This window comes from Microbacterium aerolatum, assembly GCF_007988825.1.
Taxonomy (GTDB): Bacteria; Actinomycetota; Actinomycetes; order Actinomycetales; family Microbacteriaceae; genus Microbacterium; species Microbacterium aerolatum.
Window position 1 is genome coordinate 79853 of the sequence record NZ_BJUW01000007.1, and the last position, 21213, is coordinate 101065.

General features: G+C 65.4%; 19 protein-coding genes. 5 read left to right on the forward strand and 14 right to left on the reverse strand.

All coding sequences use genetic code 11. The features are described from left to right. Positions 1–8: 8 nt before the first annotated feature. The 5 genes from MAE01_RS09115 to MAE01_RS09135 all read right to left on the reverse strand — a co-directional run bounded on the left by MAE01_RS09115 (position 9) and on the right by MAE01_RS09135 (position 4599). Positions 9–1430, reverse strand: coding sequence for a ferredoxin reductase family protein (locus MAE01_RS09115; protein WP_147039241.1), 1422 nt, complete (start codon positions 1428–1430; stop codon positions 9–11). Between the two features lie 73 nt (positions 1431–1503). After that, complete coding sequence (locus tag MAE01_RS09120; protein WP_147039242.1) at positions 1504–2220, reverse strand: VIT1/CCC1 transporter family protein; 717 nt, start codon at positions 2218–2220, stop codon at positions 1504–1506. Positions 2221–2542: 322 nt separating this feature from the next. Then, positions 2543–3106, reverse strand: a complete 564-nt coding sequence (locus MAE01_RS09125) for a hypothetical protein (RefSeq protein ID WP_147039243.1) — start codon at positions 3104–3106, stop codon at positions 2543–2545. 144 nt (positions 3107–3250) lie between these two features. After that, positions 3251–4009 (reverse strand): hypothetical protein, encoded by a 759-nt coding sequence (locus MAE01_RS09130; protein ID WP_147039244.1) that lies wholly within the window; start codon positions 4007–4009, stop codon positions 3251–3253. Continuing rightward, positions 4006–4599, reverse strand: a complete 594-nt coding sequence (locus MAE01_RS09135; protein ID WP_147039245.1) for an RNA polymerase sigma factor — start codon at positions 4597–4599, stop codon at positions 4006–4008. The genes MAE01_RS09130 and MAE01_RS09135 overlap by 4 nt, the downstream gene beginning before the upstream one ends. 122 nt (positions 4600–4721) lie before the next feature. On the opposite strand from MAE01_RS09135, the gene MAE01_RS09140 reads away from it, so the two are divergent. The 3 genes from MAE01_RS09140 (at position 4722) to MAE01_RS16195 (ending at position 7015) form a co-directional block, all read left to right on the forward strand. Next, a complete protein-coding gene (locus MAE01_RS09140; RefSeq protein ID WP_147039246.1) occupies positions 4722–5087 on the forward strand; it encodes a hypothetical protein in 366 nt (121 codons plus the stop codon). 313 nt (positions 5088–5400) lie between these two features. After that, positions 5401–5802: a hypothetical protein gene (locus MAE01_RS09145; RefSeq protein WP_147039247.1), complete on the forward strand. Its 402-nt coding sequence runs from the start codon at positions 5401–5403 to the stop codon at positions 5800–5802. 760 nt (positions 5803–6562) lie between these two features. Then, on the forward strand, positions 6563–7015 hold the full coding sequence (locus tag MAE01_RS16195; protein WP_229718087.1) for a hypothetical protein: 453 nt from the start codon (positions 6563–6565) through the stop codon (positions 7013–7015). A gap of 7 nt (positions 7016–7022) precedes the next feature. Here the strand turns inward: MAE01_RS16195 and MAE01_RS09155 are convergent, their stop codons facing one another. Genes MAE01_RS09155 through cmtR form a run of 5 tightly spaced genes read right to left on the reverse strand, consistent with a single transcriptional unit; the run spans position 7023 to position 10747 of the window. Beyond that, positions 7023–7334, reverse strand: coding sequence for a thioredoxin family protein (locus MAE01_RS09155; protein ID WP_147039248.1), 312 nt, complete (start codon positions 7332–7334; stop codon positions 7023–7025). A gap of 11 nt (positions 7335–7345) precedes the next feature. Continuing rightward, on the reverse strand, positions 7346–7870 hold the full coding sequence (locus MAE01_RS09160) for a signal peptidase II (protein ID WP_147039249.1): 525 nt from the start codon (positions 7868–7870) through the stop codon (positions 7346–7348). Next, positions 7867–8478, reverse strand: coding sequence for a cadmium resistance transporter (locus MAE01_RS09165; protein WP_147039250.1), 612 nt, complete (start codon positions 8476–8478; stop codon positions 7867–7869). Before MAE01_RS09165 ends, MAE01_RS09160 begins: the two co-directional genes overlap by 4 nt. Further along, positions 8478–10391 (reverse strand): heavy metal translocating P-type ATPase, encoded by a 1914-nt coding sequence (locus tag MAE01_RS09170; RefSeq protein WP_147039251.1) that lies wholly within the window; start codon positions 10389–10391, stop codon positions 8478–8480. The genes MAE01_RS09165 and MAE01_RS09170 overlap by 1 nt, the downstream gene beginning before the upstream one ends. Then, positions 10388–10747: a Cd(II)/Pb(II)-sensing metalloregulatory transcriptional regulator CmtR gene (cmtR, locus tag MAE01_RS09175; RefSeq protein WP_036297877.1), complete on the reverse strand. Its 360-nt coding sequence runs from the start codon at positions 10745–10747 to the stop codon at positions 10388–10390. The genes MAE01_RS09170 and cmtR overlap by 4 nt, the downstream gene beginning before the upstream one ends. A 58-nt stretch (positions 10748–10805) precedes the next feature. On the opposite strand from cmtR, the gene MAE01_RS09180 reads away from it, so the two are divergent. Beyond that, a complete protein-coding gene (locus MAE01_RS09180) occupies positions 10806–11885 on the forward strand; it encodes a DinB/UmuC family translesion DNA polymerase (RefSeq protein WP_147039252.1) in 1080 nt (359 codons plus the stop codon). A 280-nt stretch (positions 11886–12165) separates the two neighbouring features. On the opposite strand, the gene MAE01_RS09185 is transcribed toward MAE01_RS09180, so the two are convergent. The 4 genes from MAE01_RS09185 to MAE01_RS09200 all read right to left on the reverse strand — a co-directional run bounded on the left by MAE01_RS09185 (position 12166) and on the right by MAE01_RS09200 (position 17915). Further along, a complete protein-coding gene (locus tag MAE01_RS09185; RefSeq protein ID WP_147039253.1) occupies positions 12166–13320 on the reverse strand; it encodes an AI-2E family transporter in 1155 nt (384 codons plus the stop codon). A 75-nt stretch (positions 13321–13395) separates the two neighbouring features. Beyond that, the gene (locus MAE01_RS09190) at positions 13396–14673 is read right to left on the reverse strand and encodes a hypothetical protein (RefSeq protein WP_147039254.1); all 1278 of its coding nucleotides are present in this window, start codon (positions 14671–14673) and stop codon (positions 13396–13398) included. Positions 14674–14679: 6 nt separating this feature from the next. Next, complete coding sequence (locus MAE01_RS09195; protein ID WP_147039255.1) at positions 14680–14940, reverse strand: hypothetical protein; 261 nt, start codon at positions 14938–14940, stop codon at positions 14680–14682. Further along, complete coding sequence (locus tag MAE01_RS09200) at positions 14940–17915, reverse strand: AAA family ATPase (RefSeq protein WP_229718089.1); 2976 nt, start codon at positions 17913–17915, stop codon at positions 14940–14942. Before MAE01_RS09200 ends, MAE01_RS09195 begins: the two co-directional genes overlap by 1 nt. 537 nt (positions 17916–18452) lie before the next feature. On the opposite strand from MAE01_RS09200, the gene MAE01_RS09205 reads away from it, so the two are divergent. Continuing rightward, positions 18453–21167 (forward strand): NACHT domain-containing protein, encoded by a 2715-nt coding sequence (locus MAE01_RS09205; RefSeq protein ID WP_186806189.1) that lies wholly within the window; start codon positions 18453–18455, stop codon positions 21165–21167. Positions 21168–21213 lie beyond the last annotated feature (46 nt).

Below are 21213 nucleotides of genomic sequence, written 5' to 3' on the forward strand. Positions count from 1 at the left end.
CTCCCTGCTCAGATCGTGAACGATTCGGAATGGATGCGATGGGCGGGGAACCCGGCGCCAACCAGGTCGCGCCTGAGGTCTTTCATCCAGGCCTCACCGCCACAGATGAACACGTCGTGGTCCTTCGGCTCCGGCACGAGATGGCGGAGGAGATCTGCGCCCGACCACGCCTCGTGCGTGGCAGGGATCCAGCTCGACGCGCCGGAAGATCGCGGGCCGATGAACGGCAGGTAGCTCAGGCCACGGGTACTGATGAGGTGAGCGATGGCCTCCTGCCGAAGAGCGTCCTCGGCCGCGGACTCCCGGGTGATAAGCATCGCTTCTCCCGGTCCGTAGCCTTCCGTCTCGAGCAGCGAGACGAGCGGTGCGACCCCGGCGCCTGCGCCGATCATAAGCAGCTTCGTCCCGGTCCTGCGCTCACCGGTCATCTCCCCGTATGGTCCTTCCACGATGACCCTGGTGCCAGGGAGCAGCGCGGTGAGGCGTCGCGTGCCGTCGCCCAGCACACGGGCAGTCAACGTCAGCTCGCTTCCCGGCGCAGCGGAGAGCGAGAACGGGTGCGCGCGAGTCCAGCCCGGTCCATCGAGGAACCGCCAGACGAAGAACTGACCAGCCCTGGCACCGAGCGTCGCGAGGTCGCGACCGGTGACCCGGATGGTGACGCCCCGAGCACCGTCCGCCTCGACCCCCGCCACCCGCAGGGCCCGACGAGTGGACCGCAGCAGCGGCATCCCGATGCGGAAGAGCAGTACCGATCCTGCGGAGAGCGCCCAGATCGACCACCAGTAGACGGTCGCGATCGGTGAGGACAGGAAGTCGGCGCCCGTCCACAGCTGGTGCGGCAGCGCGAGCCCGACGCCCAGGTACGCGTACAGGTGCAGGAGGTGCCAGGACTCGTACCGCAGGTGCCGACGAGCACGCCGGATCGAGGTGACGACCACGAGCAGGATCAGCAGAGTGCCGGCAGTCGCCAGGAGCATGCCGGGGTATTCCCAGATGAAGCTCCACAGCTGGACGAGCGGGTTGATGCCGGCCGCCATCGCGTAGCCCACCGCGAGCAGCGCGATGTGCGCGCCCATCAACCAGAACGACCAGAATCCGACGAAGCGATGCAGCCGCGTGATCCCGTCGCGACCGAATCCGCGCTCGAACAGCGGGACGCGCGCCATCAGCAGCACCTGATAGAGCAGCAGATTCGCCGCGACCAACCCGGTGAGGCGTCCGAGCGACGTGACGGTCTCGGCGTTGACCCCCAGGACTGCGGTCACTCCACCACCGGCGACCCACAAAGCGACGACGAACAGGCTGGTCGCCCAGATCACCGTGATCGCCGCTGCACGCCAGACCCGCGCGCGGCCATGGGCTGCCCGCCGTGGCTCAGGGGAAGCGGCGGGGACGGAAGCACGCGGTCTCGTCGTCAGAGTGGTCATAGGGGAATCGTGCTGCGCCGACTCTGAGACAGGTCTAAGGAACGGCTCCCGATAGGCAACTCATAGCTGTCTCTCAGGCAACGCCACTCGTCCCGAGCAGCGTACCGATCGCGAACGTGACCACCAGCGCGATCGCCCCACCGAGCACCACCCTGATCGTGGGCCTCAGCGCGGGGTTCCCGCCGATCCTCGCGCTCAGGAATCCGGTCAGCGCGAGCGCCAGCAGCACCACCGCGAAAGCGACCGGCACCCGGATCTCGGGAGGCGGGAGCAGTATCGCCAAGAGCGGAAGCAGCGCTCCGAGTGCGAAGGCAAGTGCGGAGGCCCCCGCCGCCGCCCACGGACTGACCACCTGGTTCTCCGTGATGCCTAGTTCCGCTTCGAGGTGCGCGGTCAGCGGGTCGTGCGCGGTGAGCTCCTCCGCAACGAGGCGTGCGGTCGCCGGGCTAAGTCCTTTCGCCTGATAGATGCTCGCCAGCTCCTCGAGCTCGGTCGCAGGATTATCGGCCAGCTCTCCTCGTTCCTTCTCGATCAGAGCCCGTTGGCTGTCTCGCTGGCTGCTCACCGACACGTACTCCCCGAGCGCCATCGAGATCGCACCGCCGACGAGACCGGCGACACCCGCGGCGAGCAGCGTCGCGGAATCGGTCGTCGCCCCCGCGACACCGACGACGAGCGACGCGACCGACACGATGCCGTCGTTCGCGCCGAGCACTCCGGCTCTGAGCCAGTTGAGCCGCCCAGCGAGATCGCCGCGGTGGGGTTCACCCGGATGCGTCGCCAACATCATCGCCCCGTTCTTTCTCCCGGCGCGGCTATGGAAGGCACATCCCGACGTAGGTCGAGCTCTGCGTGCGCGGAATGCCACTTCGTGAGAGGTCGAGTCATCGGACAAGAGTACGCCCGCCACAAACGCGCCCTCCGCAGCTCGACCGCTAGCAAGTCCGGTCGCGGCACCAACCGAAGGCCCATGCCAGAACGGGGTTCCGGCTCCCGTTAGCGGCGACCGCCCCGGCAACCAAGTGATACCGCGCCGGAAACGATCGATTTCGGCTGTCTCTCAACAGGTGTCGTGACGCGCTGATCACTCACGCGGGCGTCTTGTTCGGGGATCAATATTTTGCGCGAATCCAGTCGGTGACAGGTTCAAAGATCGTGTCAAGAGTGGGCGTTGGGGCGTCGAGAGCAGCGATGTTCGTCAGGATGATCCCGTGGTCGTATTCGATTCGTTTCGTGGCGATGCCGGTTGTCCGATCGATGACCATGGTCTGGCGCATCGCGGGGTCCTTTCCGTGCTCGAACGTGAGAAGTAGCGATCTTTGGCCGATGGATTGAAGGAGTACGGGACGGAAGTGCGTCGGACGATCCCCCCAAATCAAGAACTCGGTTGGCCATAGCATCCTCAACTGACTTGGTAGCGAGGCGATGAAGTCGATCGGGCGCGGTTCTCCGTGACCGTAGTCGACTACGCCTTCGGAGTAGGACCATCTCGCGCCGCTTTCGAGCACCATCCCCCAGGCCGCTGCCGGTTCGTTCACCCAGAATCGAAACTGATGAACTCCTTGTCGATCTTGACTCACGCCGTCCACTTGCAATGTACGCGGCTCAGCCAACGCGGCGATGTCGGAGCGAACGCGCTCGTCGTCCGTGGGGTCCAGAACGCGGTTAAGAAGCACAACTATCAGTCTGCCTGGGCGGACCCGGTCAGGGACAAACACTTGGCAAGTCAGCGGAGATCAGCCGGAAACCCTTGCCGTCTGGGTTTTGAGACAGGCGACTGACCATGCAGGTTCACGGTCCATGTGAGCTGTGGATCGACCTCACTCGTTCAACGCGGGTGGGTCTCCGAGGGTCGAGGGGTCGCCGATCGGGAACCAGCCGATCACCGTTTCGCCGTCCGACTTGTAGACCGGCAGGTATCCTTCGCCTTCGAAGGTGAGCGACTCGGATTCCCGTGTGTATCCGATCTCGCCGTTGGTCGCCTGCGCTGAGACCAGTTCAGGGATGCCGTTCTCATTCGGCACTCCGTACGTTTCACCGTGCGCGTTCACGCCCCAGGGAGTAGAGGACGACGAGCCGTAGCGTGCGACGACAGTCCACGGTGTGCCGGGATCTGCGGTGATGGTGATCGTGGTTCCGCCGCCACCGGGCAGAAGACCGTTGTCGACGTGGACCGTGGACTTCTCACGGATCGGGTCGGAGCACTCCCAAGAGACGCTTCCGGACCTGCTGTCCGCCGCTCCCGGATTCGTCGGCACATTGATCGTTCCGCCCTCGGTGCAGGTGACATCGAGGATCACCTGCTCGGCACCGGCCGGAACCGGGCCGAGGTCGACGATCGTAGTACCCGTGTACGAACCGCTCACCGGCTCACCGAACGAAGTGACCGTCGTCTGACCAGGCAGCCCGCTGATGATCGCGGCCCCCGTCAGCGCCCCGACCAGCGCGAGCGATCCGCCAACGATAGACACCGTCCGCGTCCTGCGCTGATGGCGCTGCAGTCGACTGCGGCCGGTGCCGATAGCCTCCAGCTCCCGTCCGACGCTCGCAGCAAAGACAGGATCCATTGTGGTGTTCATGCGCGTTCTCCTTCCGCCAGAAGCGGGATGACGTGTGGCGTGGTCGATGTGAGGTCATGCTGAAGGCGACGGCGCGCACGCATCAGACGCGTGCGCGCAGCTCCCGCCTTCAGCCCGATAAGCGGAGCGGCATCAGCGACGGTAAGACCGTCCACCGCCGTGAGCGTAAGTAGCGCGGCATCCTTCGGATCCAGCACCGACAGTGCGTCACGTAACCGGATGCCGAGAGCCCTTGTTTCCAGCGCAGCGATCGCTTCGTGCTCCGCATCACGGGCCTCCGCTCGCGGCAGCGCCGCCAGCAGTCGCCGGTATCGAATGCCGCTGCGACGCTGATTTCTCGCCGTGTTCGTGACAGTCACCAGCAGCCACGGGAGAACGGTGCCGTCGACGAGGAGGACCGATCTCCTCTTTCGCCAGAGCTCGAAGAACGCCACGGCCGTCGCATCCTCGGCATCCTGCGCCCGTTCGACCAGCGCTGTAGCACGCCGGAACACGGCGTCACGATGCCGGCGGAAGAGTTCGGCGTAAGCCTCGCCGCTCCCCGCGCGGGCTCTCTCCCACGTCGCGCTCTCGTCGCTCTTATCGCTCATACCCGGTCATGTCCGGCAGCCACGGAAGTGTCACATCCATCGTGCTCTGAGCCGCATGCAAGCGGCGCACGGAGAGCGGAGGTGGAACTGATCACGCGACGATTCTCCTCTACGCTCAGGCTATGACCACCACGAGGTCCGAAAGGCTCCCGCTGGAACGCGCACCAATTTCCTGGGGGCTGATACTTGCGGCGACGCTGCTCGCGGGCGCCACGATCGCACTCGTCTGGTTCGCTGCGGTTCCCTGGGGGCCGATCGTCTGCCCCGCGATCTACCCCGCGCCGAGGAACTGCTTCGCGTCCGATCGCGCTGGCAGCGCACTCGTGGTCACGATTGTGTTGCTCACGGTCTACCTGGCGACGATCACGATCGTACTGATCAATCGTCGCGGCCGTCCACTGGCAATCGCGGGCGTCATCTTGCTCGCCATCGCGCCCGTGGCCTCATATGTGTCCGTCGCCTGGATCCCTGGATTCCCACTCTCGTAGGAACCCGCGACCGCAGCGCCTGGGAACCAGGCCGTACGGCCGCCGTGCTCAGCGAACCCGCGGGACCGAAGACCGAGCGTCCGCAGCCGAATCCCATGGGCTACACGACGGGTGCCGTCCCCGCGCAGTTCGCGGAACGGACTGGTGCGTCTCCGCGGGGTCAGCCGAAAGCCCCTGCCGTTTGGTGGTTATGACGAGCGTTTACGGCAGCCGTTCCGAGCCCGGTATCTGGACCGCGCCGTAAACGATCGTTTTCGGCTGCTTGGCGGTCGACCGGTGGTGCTCTTGGTTGTGGTGAGCCAAGATGGAGGCCATGTCTCGCCTCCGTTACGCTTCTGCGACAGCTTTGGTTCTCGCGTCGACCACGCTTCTCTCTGGCTGCAGTACTGACCTGGTCGGTTTCTCGGATCTTCAAAGGGAAAGAGAATACCGCGATGAGCTGCCGGAACTCACGGACTATGCGTATGACGAGGTCGATGTATCGACGAGTCGCTACATCGGGGAGCATGAGGGCACTTCGCTCTGGCTCGCTCAGGGACTCGAAAACTCAACCGTTTGTCTTGTCGCGGACGCAGGCGAGGACGAGTGGGTGGTGGGCTGCGGTGGCGGCACGGTCGGGGTCAACGGTCTGGCAGGCAAGTACCAAGTCGTGACCGACGGTGTTCAAGCACCGGAAGGGGCGGTCAAGATCTCCGAGAATGTCTACGCCTGGTAAACGTCCGAGTTGCCTACCAACGTCGCCTCATACCCCGAGCGGGCGGAGAGATGAGCGGGACAGTCCGAGATCAGCCGAAAACCCTTGCCGTTTGGCGGTTGCGGCGAACGTTTGTGGCGGGAACTCCTAGGCCAGGCGCTAGATCGCGCCGTAAACGATCGCGGCCGGCAGATGGCTACCGACCACGCCGGTAGCGTTCGTCACGCGATTTGTCCGAGGCGATCGGGAATAACCACGACCTGTGGGCCAACGTCGACGACTAACGTGCTTTGCGCTACTCGCCTTCCACCCTCGTCCCGAGCAGAGAAGGAAACGGATTCACGTCGAGCATGTCGGGGAGAGTGGCGAGTGTGAAAACACGTCCGTCTGTATCGCGGATGACGGGTCCGAGGGTGTCGTTCACGCGGGTCCAGCCAAGGCCAGCAAGGACAGCAAGGAGTGGAACCCCACCCTGCGCAGCGCGTCCAGCCCTGCTTCCGGCTTCCTGAGGCAACGGGCTGCGCTGAAGTACTGCGCCGCGTTCCTTCGAGAGATCCGGTCGCAGCAGGAGACGTTGGCGACCTTCCCGCAGCGCCGACTTGACGCGTATCTGACCGATTCGCCGAGCCAACGCGACGCGCTGGCACCATTCACTCGCTGGCTGCGAAAGCACCGGCTGAGCACCGTTCGGGTCGAGTTCCGATCCCATCGTCTCGAAGGCCGAGACTACGCCTCCGACCACCGATGGCAAATGGCCCGCAGGTTCCTCTCCGCTGCCGACATGGACCCGAAGACCCGAGCCGCGGGCCTCCTCGTGCTGCTCTACGGGATCCAGCTGACCCGCATCGTCACGATCACACGGGCACAGGTCGATACGAACTCGCGGCCCGTAACGCTCACCGTCGGGGCCGAGCCGATCGAACTCCCTGAAATCCTCGGGAATGCGATGGTCAACCTCGTCGCCGCATCCGCGAGGCATCCCGAGGGATGGCTCTTCCCCGGTCGGAACCCTGGCAAACACCTCACCCCAGGCCCGCTGAGCCGCCGTCTTCGCGCCGAAGGCCTGCTCACCGGAAGCGCCCGCACAACAGCGCTCATCGAGCTCACCCGGCAAATGCATCCCCGGATCGTCTCGGATCTCCTCGGCATCACGACCGCGTCCGCTGCCGCATGGTCGCGTCTCGCCGGCGGTGAGTGGTCCGACTATCCGGCACTCCGTTCCACCCATGCCTGACCGAGCATCACACCTCGGAGCCTTGGCCCGATATCGCTACACGCAGCTGGTCGACGGTTGGCGACCCGGCGAGCCCCGCTGGGGTGCGGAACACCCTGCAAGCGAGCCCGACAGTGGCGTGCTCGTCAGCGAAGGGGTCCACACCGTCGACGAGCACGGTCGGGGACCCGTGGAACCCAAGTCGCACCGCGTCCTCAGCGGTCTCGACTCGCTGATGCGTGATCCGGACATCTGATCGGCCATCGACGACCTGAGCGAGCCGCTGGTCGAGCGCCTCCCAGTTGGGGCAGCCGTCGAAGTACTGCAGGGTGATCTCCATGGTTGGTCCTCTCAGTTCTCGGCGCTGCGGAGCATCAGGAGCGCTCCGGCGATCGCGGCGATGACGATGACGATGTCGGCGACGTTCCCGATGAACCAGTTGCCGTAGGCGAGGAAGTCCACGACGTGCCCCTGCGCGAATCCTGGTTGGCGGAAAAGCCGGTCGCCGGCGTGCGAGGCTGCGGCCCCGCCGAGCGCACCGATCACGATCGCCCATCCGGGGCGTCGGACTCGGAAGGCGAACACGATCGCGGTGAACGTGGCCGCGACGGCGATGAGAGCGAACACCCAGGTGGAGCCCTCGCCGAAGGAGAATGCCGCGCCGGGGTTGTAGGCGAGTTGCAGGCCGAGCAGGTCGCCGATCAGCGGGATGCGCTCGTGCTCCGACAGAGTGGCCTCGGCCCATGCCTTCGTCCCCTGATCGATGAAGACGACGACCACGGCGATCAGGAGTGCCCAGGCAGTGAGCCGCCAGCGCCCCCTCTGCGGCCGCTGTTCCGATGCCGACTCAACGTCTGCGTTCGTGTCCGGAGTCATGCGAGGACCTCGAAGAGACGGACGATGACGCCGGACTCGATCAGGATGAACAGGCCCAGGCCGATGAACACGACCGGGACGAGCCAGTGCTCGACGCGCTCGAGCGTCTCGGTGACCGCCTTGTGCGTGCCGATCAGGCGTCCGGCGGCACACCAGACGGCGACGAGGATCAGGAACACGACGATCATGATCACGACGTCGCCGGGAGTGCTGGTGCGGAAGATCGGCGTGTAGAGGGAGATGTTGTCCGCCCCGTTGGCGATCGTGATCCCCGCGACGCCCCACAGGCCTACTGCGCTGATCTTGTCGTCGTCGTCGTCATCATCGTCGCCGTTGCGGCGCAGGCCGCGCACTAGGGTCCAGATGCCGATGCCGAGCGGGATGAGACCGAGGAAGCCCACCCATTCGTCCGGGACGATCGTGAGACCGAGCGCGGCGATCACGCTGATCACGACGAGGGTGATGAACCCGAGATACTGGCCAGCAATGATCTGCCACGGCCGTGGCTTCCCCCGGCTGGAGGCAAGGAACAGCACCGTGAGCACGACGATGTCGTCGATGTTGGTCGCAGCGAACAGGCCGATCGCTGAGCCGATGGTCGCGAGCATCAGCTCGCCAACCGTGGTGTGCGGGTGCGTGCGGCGCGCAGGCCGTTGAGGATCACGATGACCTCCGCGACCTCGTGGACCAGGACGACAGCCGCAAGTCCCAGCACACCGAACAGCGCCAGCGGGAGCAGTGCGGTGATGATCAGCAGCGACAGGATGATGTTCTGGTTGATGATCCGCCGGCCCCGCCGGGCGTGGTCGAACGCCCGCGGGATGAGACGCAGGTCATGGCCGGTGAAGGCCACGTCCGCGGACTCGATCGCTGCATCGGAGCCGGTCGCCCCCATCGCGATGCCGATGTCCGCGGACGCCAGGGCCGGGGCGTCGTTGATGCCGTCGCCGATCATCGCGACCGATCCCGCCTTCGACAACTCGCCGATCGCGGCCGCCTTGTCCTCGGGACGCAGCTCCGCGCGCACGTCACCGATCCCCGCCTGCGCAGCCAGCGCACGCGCAGTGCGGGCGTTGTCCCCGGTGAGCATCGTCACGCCGATACCCTGATCCGCGAGCGTGCGGACGACTTCGGGGACTTCGGGGCGCAGCTCGTCGCGGACACCGATCGCGGCGACCGCCACTCCACCGCGGTGGACGATCACGACGGTCATGCCCTGTTCCTCAAGAAGCGCGACCCGGTCGCCGAGCTCGCCGGCGTCGAGCCAGCGGGGGCTGCCGACGGTGATCGTCACGCCGTCGACGGTGCCTTCGATGCCGTGTCCGGCCTGCTCGGTCACGTCCGCGGCCGCGGGAACGCCCGGGGCGGCGGCGGTGATCGCGGAGGCGAGGGGGTGCGTGCTGTGCTGCTCCAGCGCCGCCGCCCAGGCCAGTGCCTGCGTCTCGGTCACGCCGTCCGCGGTGAGGACGGCGGTGACCGCGGGCTCGTTGCGGGTGAGGGTGCCGGTCTTGTCGACCGCGACGTGCCGGACCGTTCCGAAGCGCTCGAACACCGCGCCGGATTTGATGATCACGCCGAACTTGCTCGCCGCGCCGATCGCGGCGACGACCGTCAGCGGCACAGAGATCGCCAGCGCGCACGGAGAGGCGGCGACCAGCACGACGAGCGCGCGGGTGATCCATACCTCCGGGTCGCCCAGCAGCGACCCGATGATCGCGACGAGGGCGGCGAGGATCAGCACACCCGGGACCAGCGGCCGCGCGATCCGGTCGGCGAGACGCGCCCGCTCGCCCTTCTCGGTCTGCGCCTGCTCCACCAGCTCGACGATCGTGGTGAGCGAGTTGTCGGTGCCCGCCGCGGTCGTCTCGACCTCCAGCGCGCCGGCGCTGTTGATCGCGCCGGCCGACACCGCAGCGCCGGGCTCGACCTCAACCGGGATCGACTCTCCGGTGATCGCCGAGGTGTCCAGGCTGGAACGCCCCGCCCGGACGATCCCGTCGGTCGCGATCCGCTCACCCGGACGGACCACCATGACCTGGCCGACCGTCAGCTCTTTCGCCTGAACCTGCACGGACACCCCGTCGCGCAGCACTGTCGCCGTCTCCGGCACGAGCTTCAGCAGCGCCCGCAGTCCGCCACGGGCGCGGTCCATCGCCTTGTCCTCGAGGGCCTCTGCGATTGAGTACAGGAACGCCAGCGCCGCGGCCTCTTCGACGTAGCCGAGGATGACCGCGCCGATCGCGCTGATCGTCATCAGCAGCCCGATGCCGAGTTTGCCCTTGAACAGCTTGCGAATCGCGCCGGGCGTGAACGTCGACGCGCCCAGCAACAGGCCGGCCCAGAACAGCATGAGCGCCGGGATCTCGAGAACGGACCACTCGAAGACCAGACCTGTCAGGAACGCGACACCGGAGAAGACCGGCACCATGATCCCGCGGTCCTTCCACCAGGGCCGCTCCACCTCTTCGGGCTCATCCGCCGCAACGGCAGGCTCGTGCTCGCAGCCACACGCCGCACTCACGCGTCCGCCCCTGTACCGCAGCAGCCCGGCACCGTGCACGACGAGTCCACACACGGCGCGTGCTCATCGACCGCCAGCGTCACATCCACGAGCGCGACGAGCGCAGCCGCAAGATGCGGGTCAGCGATCTCGTAGCGCGTCTGGCGACCCTCAGGCTCGGCGACCACGATCCCGCAGTCACGCAGGCACGTCAGGTGGTTCGAGACGTTCGAGCGGGTCAGCTCCAGCTCGCGCGAGAGCACGGCCGGATAGCTCGGGGCGTTCAGCAGAGTCATCAAGATCCGGGAGCGCGTCGGGTCCGCCATGGCCCGGCCGAGCCGGTTCATGACGTCGAGGCGCGAAGCAATAGTCAGCATGTACTGAACTATACAGCAAGCGCTGATCAATCATTGGTGATCAGTTCCCCACCATTCATTGGGAGAAGAGTCGGAAGCCGCTGAATACGCAACTCAGCAACAGTCGGCGCTACCAGTAGAGGTCCTGGACCGATTCACGCACGAGCTGGACGTGTACTCGATCGACGAAGCATTCCTGTCGGTGGATCGTCGCACCGCGGCGGACGTGGAGGCCATGACGCGCGTCGGCCGCGATATCAGAGACACGCTGCGCCGCCTCATCGGCGTACCGGTGTGCGTCGGGATCGCGCCGACGCGCACGCTGGCGAAGCTCGCGAATCGGACGGCCAAGAAGATCGATGTGTTCGACGGCGTGTGCGTCTGGCCGGCGACCCGACCGGACTGGCGACAGCGGCTCATGGAGGCGTTGCCTGTCTCGGAGGTCTGGGGCATCGCCGGCCGCCTGGAGCGGCGGCTGAACGGGTACGGGGTCCGCTCGATCTGGGACCTGGCGACGGTCGATCCGGTACAGGTGCGGAAATGGTTCAACGTCGTGGTGATGCGCACGGCCCTGGAGCTGCGCGGAGTCGCATGCATCGGCCCGGAAGAGGATCGAACGGGCAAGAAGGATCAGCTCATCGTGTCGCGATCGTTCTCGGAGAAAGTCACGACACGAGACGGCATCCGTCAGGCACTATCGGTCTATGCACAGCAGGCCGCCGCGCGCCTGGTACGGCACTCGCAGGTCGCCCGCAGCGTCGACGCCTTCGCGGGCACGAGCCACTGGACCGAGCAGAAGCACTATCCGAGCGTGCGGGTCCGCCTCCCGTTCCCCACGGCCGATCCTGTCGAGCTGACGCGCGCAGCTCATCAACTGCTCAACCAGATCGAGGACGGCACGCGCTACGCGCGCGCTGGACTCATGCTCACGGATCTCCTACCGGCCGGCGTGCATCTGCCGCTGGAGCCGTTTCGACAGCCACACGAGGACGCCGGGATAGCGGCGCTCGTCGACGGCGTGCAGAAGAAGGCCGGCAAGGATGCACTGGGGCTCGGCTACGGCGGGTTCCGGCCCGGGCCGTCCTGGCAGATGAAGCGGGGGATGCTGACGCCGCGCGCGACGACGCACTGGGCCGAGCTGGCACGAGTACGAGCGTGAGATTCCTGAAGGCGGCATTCGTGATCCTCGTCGGCAAGATCGACCACGGCTTGGCAATGGGAGCTCTTGATCTGCATCGCGTCATGGGCAACGTGGATCCGCGCTCCGTAGGCTCACCGGGACACGTTCGCAGACGTGACAAGTACTCGCGCCGCCAACGCCGTGACTTCAGGCCACAGGTTCGGTCCTTCGAGCATCGAAACCTGTCGGCGTCAGCGCATGCCAGGCCCCGAGGCCTTCCCACCTCAAGTCTGGCGAGAAGTTGGGGTCAGTCTCCGCTTCAGCTGTTTGCAGGTTGTTTCGGCCGAGCCCAGCGTGCGGGGAGCTGCGGTCCGTCCCAGACCTTGATCACGCCCCACAGGGCGGCGGTGATCGGCACGGCGAGAACGGCCCCCACGATTCCGCCGAGCACTGTTCCGACTGTCAGCGCGACGAGAATCACAAACGCGTGCAGCCGCATCGATCGTCCCATCAGGAAGGGCTGTAGGAAATTGCCCTCCAGCTGATTGACGAGAACGACGATGCCGACCACGATGAGGGCGTTCACCCAGCCATTGGCCACCAGCGCTACGAGCGCGGCGAGGATTCCGGCGACGGTCGCACCGACGATGGGGATGAACGCGAGGAGGAAGACCAGAACAGCGAGAGGGATGGCGAGGGGAACCTGCAGGATGAGCAGGCCGATGAGGATCCCGACGGCATCGACTGCCGCGACGGTTGCGGTGCCGCGGACGTAAGAGCCGAGGGTGCTCACGGTCTTGTCCCCTACGCGGCGGGCTCGCACGTAGTTCTGACCGTGGAACGGGCGCAGCAGGAACTCCCACATCTGCGGTCCGTCCTTCAGGAAGAAGAACAGGACCGTCACCATCAGCACGAGGCCGGTGACGAAGCTGGCGACTGCACCGACACCGGCGATGGCACCTGAGCCGAACTGAGCGCTGGTCAGGAACCCGACGAGCGTGTCGACCCACTCGTCGATCTGGTCGGGCTGGAGGAAATCGATCGGCAGAGTCTGCAGCCAAGCGAGTAGATGCTGGAAGCCTTCCTCCGCCTGGGAGTACAGCTCGTCCCACTGATCCCGAACCGCCCACACAATCAGCCAACCAAGCGCCCCCAAGATCACGAGAATCCCGAGAAGCGTGGTCACCGTCGCCAGGAGCGACGGCACCCCGCGCTGTCGCATCCAACTCATCACGGGATTGAATGCGCACGCCAAGATCAGCGCGATCATGAGAGGAATCGTGACGAGCGTAAGCTGCTGAAACGCAAAGATGATCGCGACTGCGACGATGACCACGACGATGATCTGGATCGCGCGAATGGCGAGCTTGCCGAAACTGTCGGTCCAAAGGCTCCACGGCGCCCGAGTCGCTTTCAGTTCGACATCCTGCGACTCGAGTCGTACTCGCTGTGGGTCGTTTCGGAACAGTCCCATGCGCTTCAGACTAACGGCCATCAGGACATACGGGAGATGCAGCCTTTCTGTACCAAGCATCGAAACCTATCGGCGTCAGCGCAGGCCAGGTCCAGAGGTTGGTGTCGCCCCCGGCGCCCGGTAAGGCGCGGCCGGGTCCGCAACCTCCCCGTAGCGTGCGAGTATCTCGTCGACCCGTTGCAGCGTATGCTCCTTCACTTCGGTGAGTTTCGCATTGACGACGGGCGTGACCTCCTTCTCCAGTCGCACTCGCAGTTCTTGGTCGATGTCATACGGTTTGAGCCCTTGGGCCACCCTGGCGATCGAATCCATTTGGATCTCTTCTCTGAGTGCTGCACGTCGCCGCAGCTTCAGGTGCTCGTAAATCTGCGGACGCTGCGCGTGGACGTTCTGGAGATCTTGCTCGTGTTGTTTTCGCAGCGCCTCAAGTTCCCGTTTCCGCATCCGCTTCAATGCGGTCAGATACCGCTGCGACGTGAGCTCGGCTGACTCGTCTTGAGGATCTCGGTTCTCCACCGACTGTTGCAGGTAGTGCGCGGCGGGTAGCGGACCGTTCATCAGGTCGCGTCGCAGCTCTCTGACTGCGCGCGGAATGCGCAGGTGTCCTTTCTGCTCGAGCTCCGTAGCGATCACGGCAAGTTCCTCAACGGAGCGTTCTCGCCGAAAGTACGTGTCGGCTGCAGCGTCGTTGGCCCGCCGATCGGCCGCGTACACGCGATGGATGCTGCGGGGCGGAAGCCCTGCTCTCTTGAGTCGGCTGCGCAGTCGGGATGCTTCCCGGCCGCGGGCGCGTTGCTCCTCCAGGTGGCGCTCATACCACCGGCGATATGCGTCGGGTCGCTGTTGCCGACGCTCTACTGCGGCGGATCGTTGGCGTTCACGGATCGCTTCGGCGTTCGCGTCACGGTACCGTTGGGCTGCCGCCGCTTGGTTCTGCCGTGCGCGCTCTGGGTGTCGTTCACGGTATCGACGCTGATACTCACGAACTTTGTCCGGGTACTCCTCCCGGAAACGCCGACTGCGCTCGCGGGCCGCCTCCGGATCTCTCTCCCGCATGAGCCGGCTGTGCGCGTTGTGCGCGAGGCGCCGGAGTTCGCGCGAGCGTCGGCGCTCTCGGGCACGACGCTGTGCCTCGCGATCGCGTTCGGGATTCGCTTCCCGGGTTTCTTTTCGGTTACGCGCGATCTGTTCTCGGTTGGCGTACCGCCATGCCCGTCTCTGCTCATCGATCTTCTCGGCGTGTGCTTCGCGATATTGTTTGCCCCATGCGGCCACCCGCTCAGAATTGGCTTCTCGCCACGCCTTAGCCCGAGCTCTCGCCCGAGCGATCGCTTCTTCGCTCTTCGCGGCCATGGTGCATCAGTCCGGGTTATCCGCGTCCGGGACCTTGGAGTAGACCAGCGCGGTCAACGCTTCGCGGTGGGCTGTTGGATCCACGACGGTGCGGCCGATGAGATCTCGGAGTTCGGCGGAGGCGTCGCCAGGCGAGGTCTCGTCGAGGCACCAGTCGATGTCGTCGTCGAGCTTGTACTCCGGGGCATCGGCGGGGAGCCCCGGGTAGTACATGATCGCGATGGTTGCGACTCTCTGCAGGAGCAGGTCTGCGTCGTCCAGTTTCATCAGATTCCTCTTTCCATCGATGCCGCGTACGGGGCGGCGGGCGCGAGTCGTGAGTCGTCTCGTTCGTCACGCCTGCGGTCCAGCGGAGGCACGTCGCGCCCGTGCTCGAGATCCGCTGCGAGACGCTCGTATTGGTGCAGTCGCTCCTCCAGCTCCTGCCGCGATTGCGGCGGGAGCTCGGCGTGACGAGGGATATCGTCGCGCCCGGGCCGGGCGTGGAAAAGGGCGTCGTTGGCGGCGGCCGCGACAGCCGCCTGGAGCAAGGCCGTCCTGGCGGCGAGGATCCAGGCCGCCACCTGCGCCGTCAGCCGGCGGTAGCTTCCCTCCCCCGCTGCCTCTCCGCGAGGCGCGCCCAGGGTGCGCGTGTGGTCGTCTGCCGCGGTGTCGGCGTCGATGTCGATGTCGGCGTCGCGGGCCGCGCGGGCGAGGTCGTGGTGAGCAGCGTGGGCGGCGTCGTCAAGATCCGGTTCGGGTAGGCCACGCAGCATCTCCTCGGCCACGCCCGCGCGGGCTGCGGCGTCCGTTGCGGCAATCACGATGGCTTCATTGTGGCGACGCCCACGAGTCAGGCCCACATACAGTCCGGATGCGTCGACTCCTGGCCCGACGAGAGCGGCGTCGGTGGTCTCGCCCTGGATGCCGTGCACCGTGGTCGCATAGGCGAGGTGAACGTGTTCCGCGGCGTATTCGCGTGTGACCGTGCGGATGTCGGATGCGTCGTCCGCTCGCTGGAGTTCAAGGGCAGCGGGCCCGATGCGTCTGACGATCCACATGGCCCGGTTCTCAATCCCGGCGAGGCGGTCGTTACGGCGGGTTTGGACCACGTCTCCCTCGAGGATGCGCTGCTCGTCACTCCCCACCGCGATCCGCTCGAGGCCGATCTCACCACGTGCGAGTCGTTGTTCTTGGATCGCCTCGTTGACGTCGGCTGCTTCTTCGTTCGTCGCGGTGACAATCGCGACCGTTCGAGAGTGTCTCTGCCGCATGAAGTATCGGTCGACGAGCGCGTCGCGCGCGGCCAATGCATCATCGACTCGTCGAACATGCCCCGTCCGCAGCAACTCGGCAGCGATGTTCGCCGCATCCTCCGAAGACCTAGGAGACCGCAGACACAACGTCAAGGCGGCATACATGGGGTCCTCGAATCGGTGCACGCCAGAGAGTTCCACGCTCCTGCCGGCGCGACGCTCGGCGAGGGCCATCGCGCCGGCGTGCCCGACTGGGGCGGCTTGGTGCGGATCTCCGACAAGGGCGATGCCGGCACCGGTCTCCAGGACGAGCGTCGTGAGCGCGTGGGCGGCGTGCAAGTCGAGCATCCCGGCCTCGTCCACGACGATGCGCACATGGGGGTCCAGGGAAAGGTGTTGTGGGCCTCGGAAGATCGCGCCGGTCGTCGGGTCGCGCTGACCGGGATTCAGCCGCCACCAGATGTCTGCCCCGGCGTCGTCTTTGCGCCACCGCCAGCCGTGGTCGGCGAGCAACGCATGAACACTCGTTCCGGCCGTGCGGACCTCACGACTGGCGACCGCAGCCGCCTTCCGAGTCGGAGCGACGATCAGCATGTCCCGGCCTTCTGCTTCCAGCACGGTGCGCGCCGCACGCAGCAGAGTCGTCTTCCCAGTGCCGGCCGGTCCCGTCACCGTGACCAGTCGATGGGTGCTGGCAACGGCCGTCGCCGCGGCGGACTGGGTGGGGTCCAGTCCGCTCCCCTGCAGCAGCGGGTGAGCGGGATCCCAATGGCGTAGATCGCCTGGGACGCTCCCGCCTTCGACGCTGAGGCTCGTGAGTCGTTCGCCTAGTTCGGTCTTCAACGTTGCGAACAGGTTCGTGACGAGAGCCTTCACATGGGCGGGCTTGGCCGACTCGTCAGGGAGCAGATCCCGGGTGTGCGCGAGCGCCCGCCATGCGACGTCATCAATGAGGGACTGCAGAGTCCCTCGGTCACCGGTGACGCCCGATGCTGCGACCGCCCGTGTGGCGCCGGCCCGGATATCGAGAATGCTGAAGCGGCCGTTGCTCGACTTCGATCGTTCGTCCGCATCAGCCACCGCACGTCGAGCAAGCAGCCCTCTGTCGACGGCCTCCGGGATGTTGTGCGGCACGAACACGGGCACATGACGGTCGAGCACATGCGGGTCGAGGCGTACGAGCTCGTCGATGACAAGCTGGGTCCAGTCGTCCTCGTCAAGGTTGTGCGGCTTGTCCGGTCGGCCCGCGGCCCACGCGTACCGGTCGATTCTCTGCAACATGTCAGGACTCGGCTCTTCCCCCGGGTGGGCCGTGCGCCACTGCGCCAGCTGCACGGCACGGTTTGCCTCTATCTGGTTCGAGCGCCGCGACAACGGCCGCACCGCATGCGCAAGCTGGGCGATCTCGCCGTCTTGGTCTAGTGAATACCCGTGTCGGGCGAGCGCGGCCACCCATGCCGGGTCGGTGCGCGCGGCGAGGTCCCCTTCTGCGTTGACGAGGTTCTGCACTCGCATCGCGACCCGCGAGTCGACGTTCGACCACTTCCCGTCGACGCCGCGGACCTTCACCCCCAGCCACAGATGACGATGGATGTGCGGATCCAACGCCCGCGACCGGCGATGCTGCAACTCCACGACCTCGACCCGCGCCAGCCGCTCCCGGACACGCCCGCCAGCGCCCCGTCGTGCGTTGAGTTCCACTTGCCATGTCGAGATGATCCGATCCCGGAGCCGATCCTGCAGCGCCTCGAACTCGTCGGCCAGCTCTGGATGAATCAGCGCGGCAATGCTGAACGATTTCGGCGCATTGACCGTGCTGTCCAGCACCAGGTCGGCGTGCGGGGAGTCCAGTTGACGTCCGCGCCGCTCCCCCGACGCCGGGTCACAGCCGTCGACCCACCGCGCCAGCTGCTCGGCACCCAGTTCGTCGCGCTCGAGGACTCCAGGTTCGGCGGTGAACCGGGTGACGGTGGCATCGCTGACGCCGCTGTAGGCATCGAGTGCCACCGCACCCGCCGATCGGAGATGGGAATCGCACGTGCCACGCAAGGCGTAGTCCATCGCCTGACCGACCCCTCGCGAGCCGACGCCACGTTTCCAGCGCTCGAGTCCTCCTCGCACGCCATCAGAGTACGCCGAGTTTGCCTAACACGCCAGATGATTCACAGAAAGTGCCTGCGTGCATCGCCCTTTTCGCTTCGTCTCGTCAGTGGGCTTTTCGGGGCGTCGTTCCAGCGCGCTCGAGCGTTCGCATCGCGCATCTTTGGCCATCGACGCGACGCAGGACGAGTGTCATGAACTGAACCTATCCAGACGACCGATCCATGCCACTCGAAGGCCGCGGGCCGCGTGGCTCGACCCTGGCCCCTCAGCGACGTAGATAGGGTCGTAAGGGGGCATGAGATGACACTAGATCTACAGCAGCTCGGTCCGACCGGCTTCCAGGACCTCGCCGGGGCTATTGCGCTTTCGTGTTTCGGGCCAGGCGTGCAGGTCATGGGCGCGGGACGTGATGGCGGCCGCGATCTTTATTACCGAGGCCGCATGCCCTGGTCGACCGTCACCTTCCCTGGGCAGGACCCGAGCACCGAGGTGTGGGATGGGTATTCGGTGATCCAGGTCAAGCACCGCCAGTTTCCCTCAGACCGCCCCGAGGACAACGCCAGTTGGCTGTGGGGTCAGATTCGATCAGAACTCGAGTCGTGGGCGGACCCCAATGGGGACCGCGTGGAAGTTCCCGCCAACATGCTGTTCATCACTAACGTCCGGCTCTCGGCGTTTCCGGGGGTCGGCGGCCATGATTCAGTACTCGCGAATATTGCGCGGTTCATCGAAAAGCTTGATGACGCGAGCCGAGACGTCAACGACGCCGCTGGCGAGCTTCGCCGCGAGAAGTTGAGTCGCCTCTCGAGAATTAACAACTGGCGAATCTGGGACGGAACCCAGGTTGGGACGCTGCTGCTCACCAAGAGCGACGTGCGGCGAGGATTCCCCGCATTCCTTACTGCCGCCGATGTCTTTGCCCACCTTGGCCAGTTCACCGACAGGCTTCAGGTCGAGGAACTAGAGCCGGCTCTGCGCACGCACGCACGGTCGAGTCTCACCGGGGGTGACGGCCTGATCTACTTCGACGAGGCCGGGAGCGGGGATCTCCGCTCCTATGCTGTGCACAACCTTGCTATCGATCTCCCAATCGTGGAAACCGGCACCACGACCCGATCGACGGTTGTCCACTACGTGTTGGACCGGGCGGAGCACGTTCTTCGGCCCGGGATCACAACCGTCTCTCAACCCAGAAGCATCATTCTGGCTGGCGCCCCAGGCAACGGCAAGACGACGATCTCAAAGTTCCTTGTTCAGGCGTATCGCGCCGCAATGCTTGACGGCGCAGATGACCTAAGCGAGGGGCAGCGAGCGGTGGTCGAGGGGACTCGAGCAGCTCTCATCAGGATGGGCCGCGGTGGCCTCCCGCTCCATCGAAGGTGGCCGATGCGGATCGATCTCGCGGAGTACGCGCAACAAGGTGGACTCGATAACGAAGCCACCCTGCTCAAGTGGATAGCCAAGACCATCTCGAAGAGACTGAACGCCGGCCAGATATCGCCTAGCGTTCTCGACTCCTGGATGAGACAGTGGCCATGCATCCTCATCCTCGACGGGCTGGACGAGGTCACTGAGCTATCGGTACGAAAGCGCCTGATCGAGCAGATAACAGAATTTGTAGACGAGGCCGAAGCTACCAAGTCTGACGTCTTCGTCGTCCTCACCACTCGTCCGCTCGGGTTCACCGAGAACATTGCTCCTGGGCACTTCGGCCGGGTCGATCTCGCGGACCTTCCGCGAAAGGAGGCATTGAAGTACGGAATCCTTGCCAGTCGAGTCCGCCTGCAAGCCGACCCAGATCGTCTAGATCGGGTGATTCGACAGCTCCGAATTGCCGCCAAGGACGAGTCGCTCAAGTACTTGTTCCGCACACCACTCCAAGTTCTAATCCTCGCGATCATTATCGAAGGATCGGGCCCCCTAGCTCCCGATCGTTTCAGCCTGTTCTCGGGCTACTACGAGACTGTCGCGCAACGAGAGAAGGGCAAGGTCGGCGGCCACAGTCATCTACTTCGCGACCATGCGTCGCTTGTGCACCGCCTCCACGAGCGGGTGGGATTTGAACTGCAGGTCCGAAGCGAGAACGCAGATCGCTCGCTAGCCGTGTTGTCGTTCGACGAGCTGAAAGCGATCGCATGGAACCTGCTGCTAGAGCACGAGTTCCAACCCTCCGGCCGAGATAGCGATCTTCTACGACGCATTCTGGAAGCGGTCACCCACCGACTCGTCTTGATCGTCCCTCGTCGAGAAGCAGGCTACGGATACGACGTACGGTCCCTTCAGGAGCTCATGGCAGCGATGTTACTGACGTCAGGTCCGCTCGAGTCCACCGTCCAAGCACTCCGCGTGTGCGCCCCCAGTCCCCACTGGCGCAATACGTGGCTGTTCGCTGCGGGCAGACTCTTTGCAACTCCACAGCCGCATCTCCAGAGTGCGGTGATAGAACTCATCGAGTCGCTCGACGACAACGCAGTGAACCGGCTCGCTGCTCTCTTCCCCGTCGGGCCGCGGCTGGCCTTGGATGTGATCGATGACGGAATGGCCAGATCTAGCCCGAAATGGAGAGCCAGGCTCATGCGACAAGGTGTGAGAGTACTCCAAGCGCCGGCCACATCTGAGTTCCCAGAGAACTGCCGCATCATGATCCAGTTCGCGGACGCGGACGACAGAAATTCGGCGTTGGTCGCGGACGGTATTCGCGATGCCATGGCCGCGTCGGGCACCGGCAACGACAATGCTTGGCGCTTCAAGGACATGATCCACGCCCTCTGCGACGAGACCGGTGCCGGGCTTCGGGCTCGGGGACTTGCGGCCGTACTGCCACGTCCGACGGACATCCGTCGGCAGACGCCGCTTGATTGGGACGAATTCGAAGCGGAGGTTGCCACCGCGCCCTTAATGGCGAATCTGACCGTCACGCTCGCAGGGGCTGGTCAGGCCGTACGGTCACTAGCCGAGAGTGCGACCGACCCTGATGTCGGCGCAACGATTCTTCTCGCGCTAGAACAGCCGGGCGTCGCCACGGCGCTCGCACAGGCGCTGCACCACGTAGTTCCGAGCGAGCCAGTCCTCACGCGAGCACTTCAGGAAGCCGTCCTACCTGCTGTCCACCGACACTCAGTTGGCGATTCTCTGCGCGACATCCTGGCGGATTAGGGACTGCTGAACGTTCGGAGATGGTGACGAAGTGCTCGTCGATCGA

What these genes read in the sequence shown, in the direction of transcription:
- MAE01_RS09115 (WP_147039241.1), bottom strand. Translation starts at nt 1,430, where the DNA reads ATGACCACTCTGACGACGAGACCGCGTGCTTCCGTCCCCGCCGCTTCC.
- MAE01_RS09120 (WP_147039242.1), bottom strand. Translation starts at nt 2,220, where the DNA reads ATGATGTTGGCGACGCATCCGGGTGAACCCCACCGCGGCGATCTCGCT.
- MAE01_RS09130 (WP_147039244.1), bottom strand. Translation starts at nt 4,009, where the DNA reads ATGAACACCACAATGGATCCTGTCTTTGCTGCGAGCGTCGGACGGGAG.
- MAE01_RS09135 (WP_147039245.1), bottom strand. Translation starts at nt 4,599, where the DNA reads ATGAGCGATAAGAGCGACGAGAGCGCGACGTGGGAGAGAGCCCGCGCG.
- MAE01_RS09140 (WP_147039246.1), top strand. Translation starts at nt 4,722, where the DNA reads ATGACCACCACGAGGTCCGAAAGGCTCCCGCTGGAACGCGCACCAATT.
- MAE01_RS09145 (WP_147039247.1), top strand. Translation starts at nt 5,401, where the DNA reads ATGTCTCGCCTCCGTTACGCTTCTGCGACAGCTTTGGTTCTCGCGTCG.
- MAE01_RS16195 (WP_229718087.1), top strand. Translation starts at nt 6,563, where the DNA reads ATGGACCCGAAGACCCGAGCCGCGGGCCTCCTCGTGCTGCTCTACGGG.
- MAE01_RS09155 (WP_147039248.1), bottom strand. Translation starts at nt 7,334, where the DNA reads ATGGAGATCACCCTGCAGTACTTCGACGGCTGCCCCAACTGGGAGGCG.
- MAE01_RS09160 (WP_147039249.1), bottom strand. Translation starts at nt 7,870, where the DNA reads ATGACTCCGGACACGAACGCAGACGTTGAGTCGGCATCGGAACAGCGG.
- MAE01_RS09165 (WP_147039250.1), bottom strand. Translation starts at nt 8,478, where the DNA reads ATGCTCGCGACCATCGGCTCAGCGATCGGCCTGTTCGCTGCGACCAAC.
- cmtR (WP_036297877.1), bottom strand. Translation starts at nt 10,747, where the DNA reads ATGCTGACTATTGCTTCGCGCCTCGACGTCATGAACCGGCTCGGCCGG.
- MAE01_RS09185 (WP_147039253.1), bottom strand. Translation starts at nt 13,320, where the DNA reads ATGGGACTGTTCCGAAACGACCCACAGCGAGTACGACTCGAGTCGCAG.
- MAE01_RS09190 (WP_147039254.1), bottom strand. Translation starts at nt 14,673, where the DNA reads ATGGCCGCGAAGAGCGAAGAAGCGATCGCTCGGGCGAGAGCTCGGGCT.
- MAE01_RS09195 (WP_147039255.1), bottom strand. Translation starts at nt 14,940, where the DNA reads ATGAAACTGGACGACGCAGACCTGCTCCTGCAGAGAGTCGCAACCATC.
- MAE01_RS09205 (WP_186806189.1), top strand. Translation starts at nt 18,453, where the DNA reads ATGCCCTGGTCGACCGTCACCTTCCCTGGGCAGGACCCGAGCACCGAG.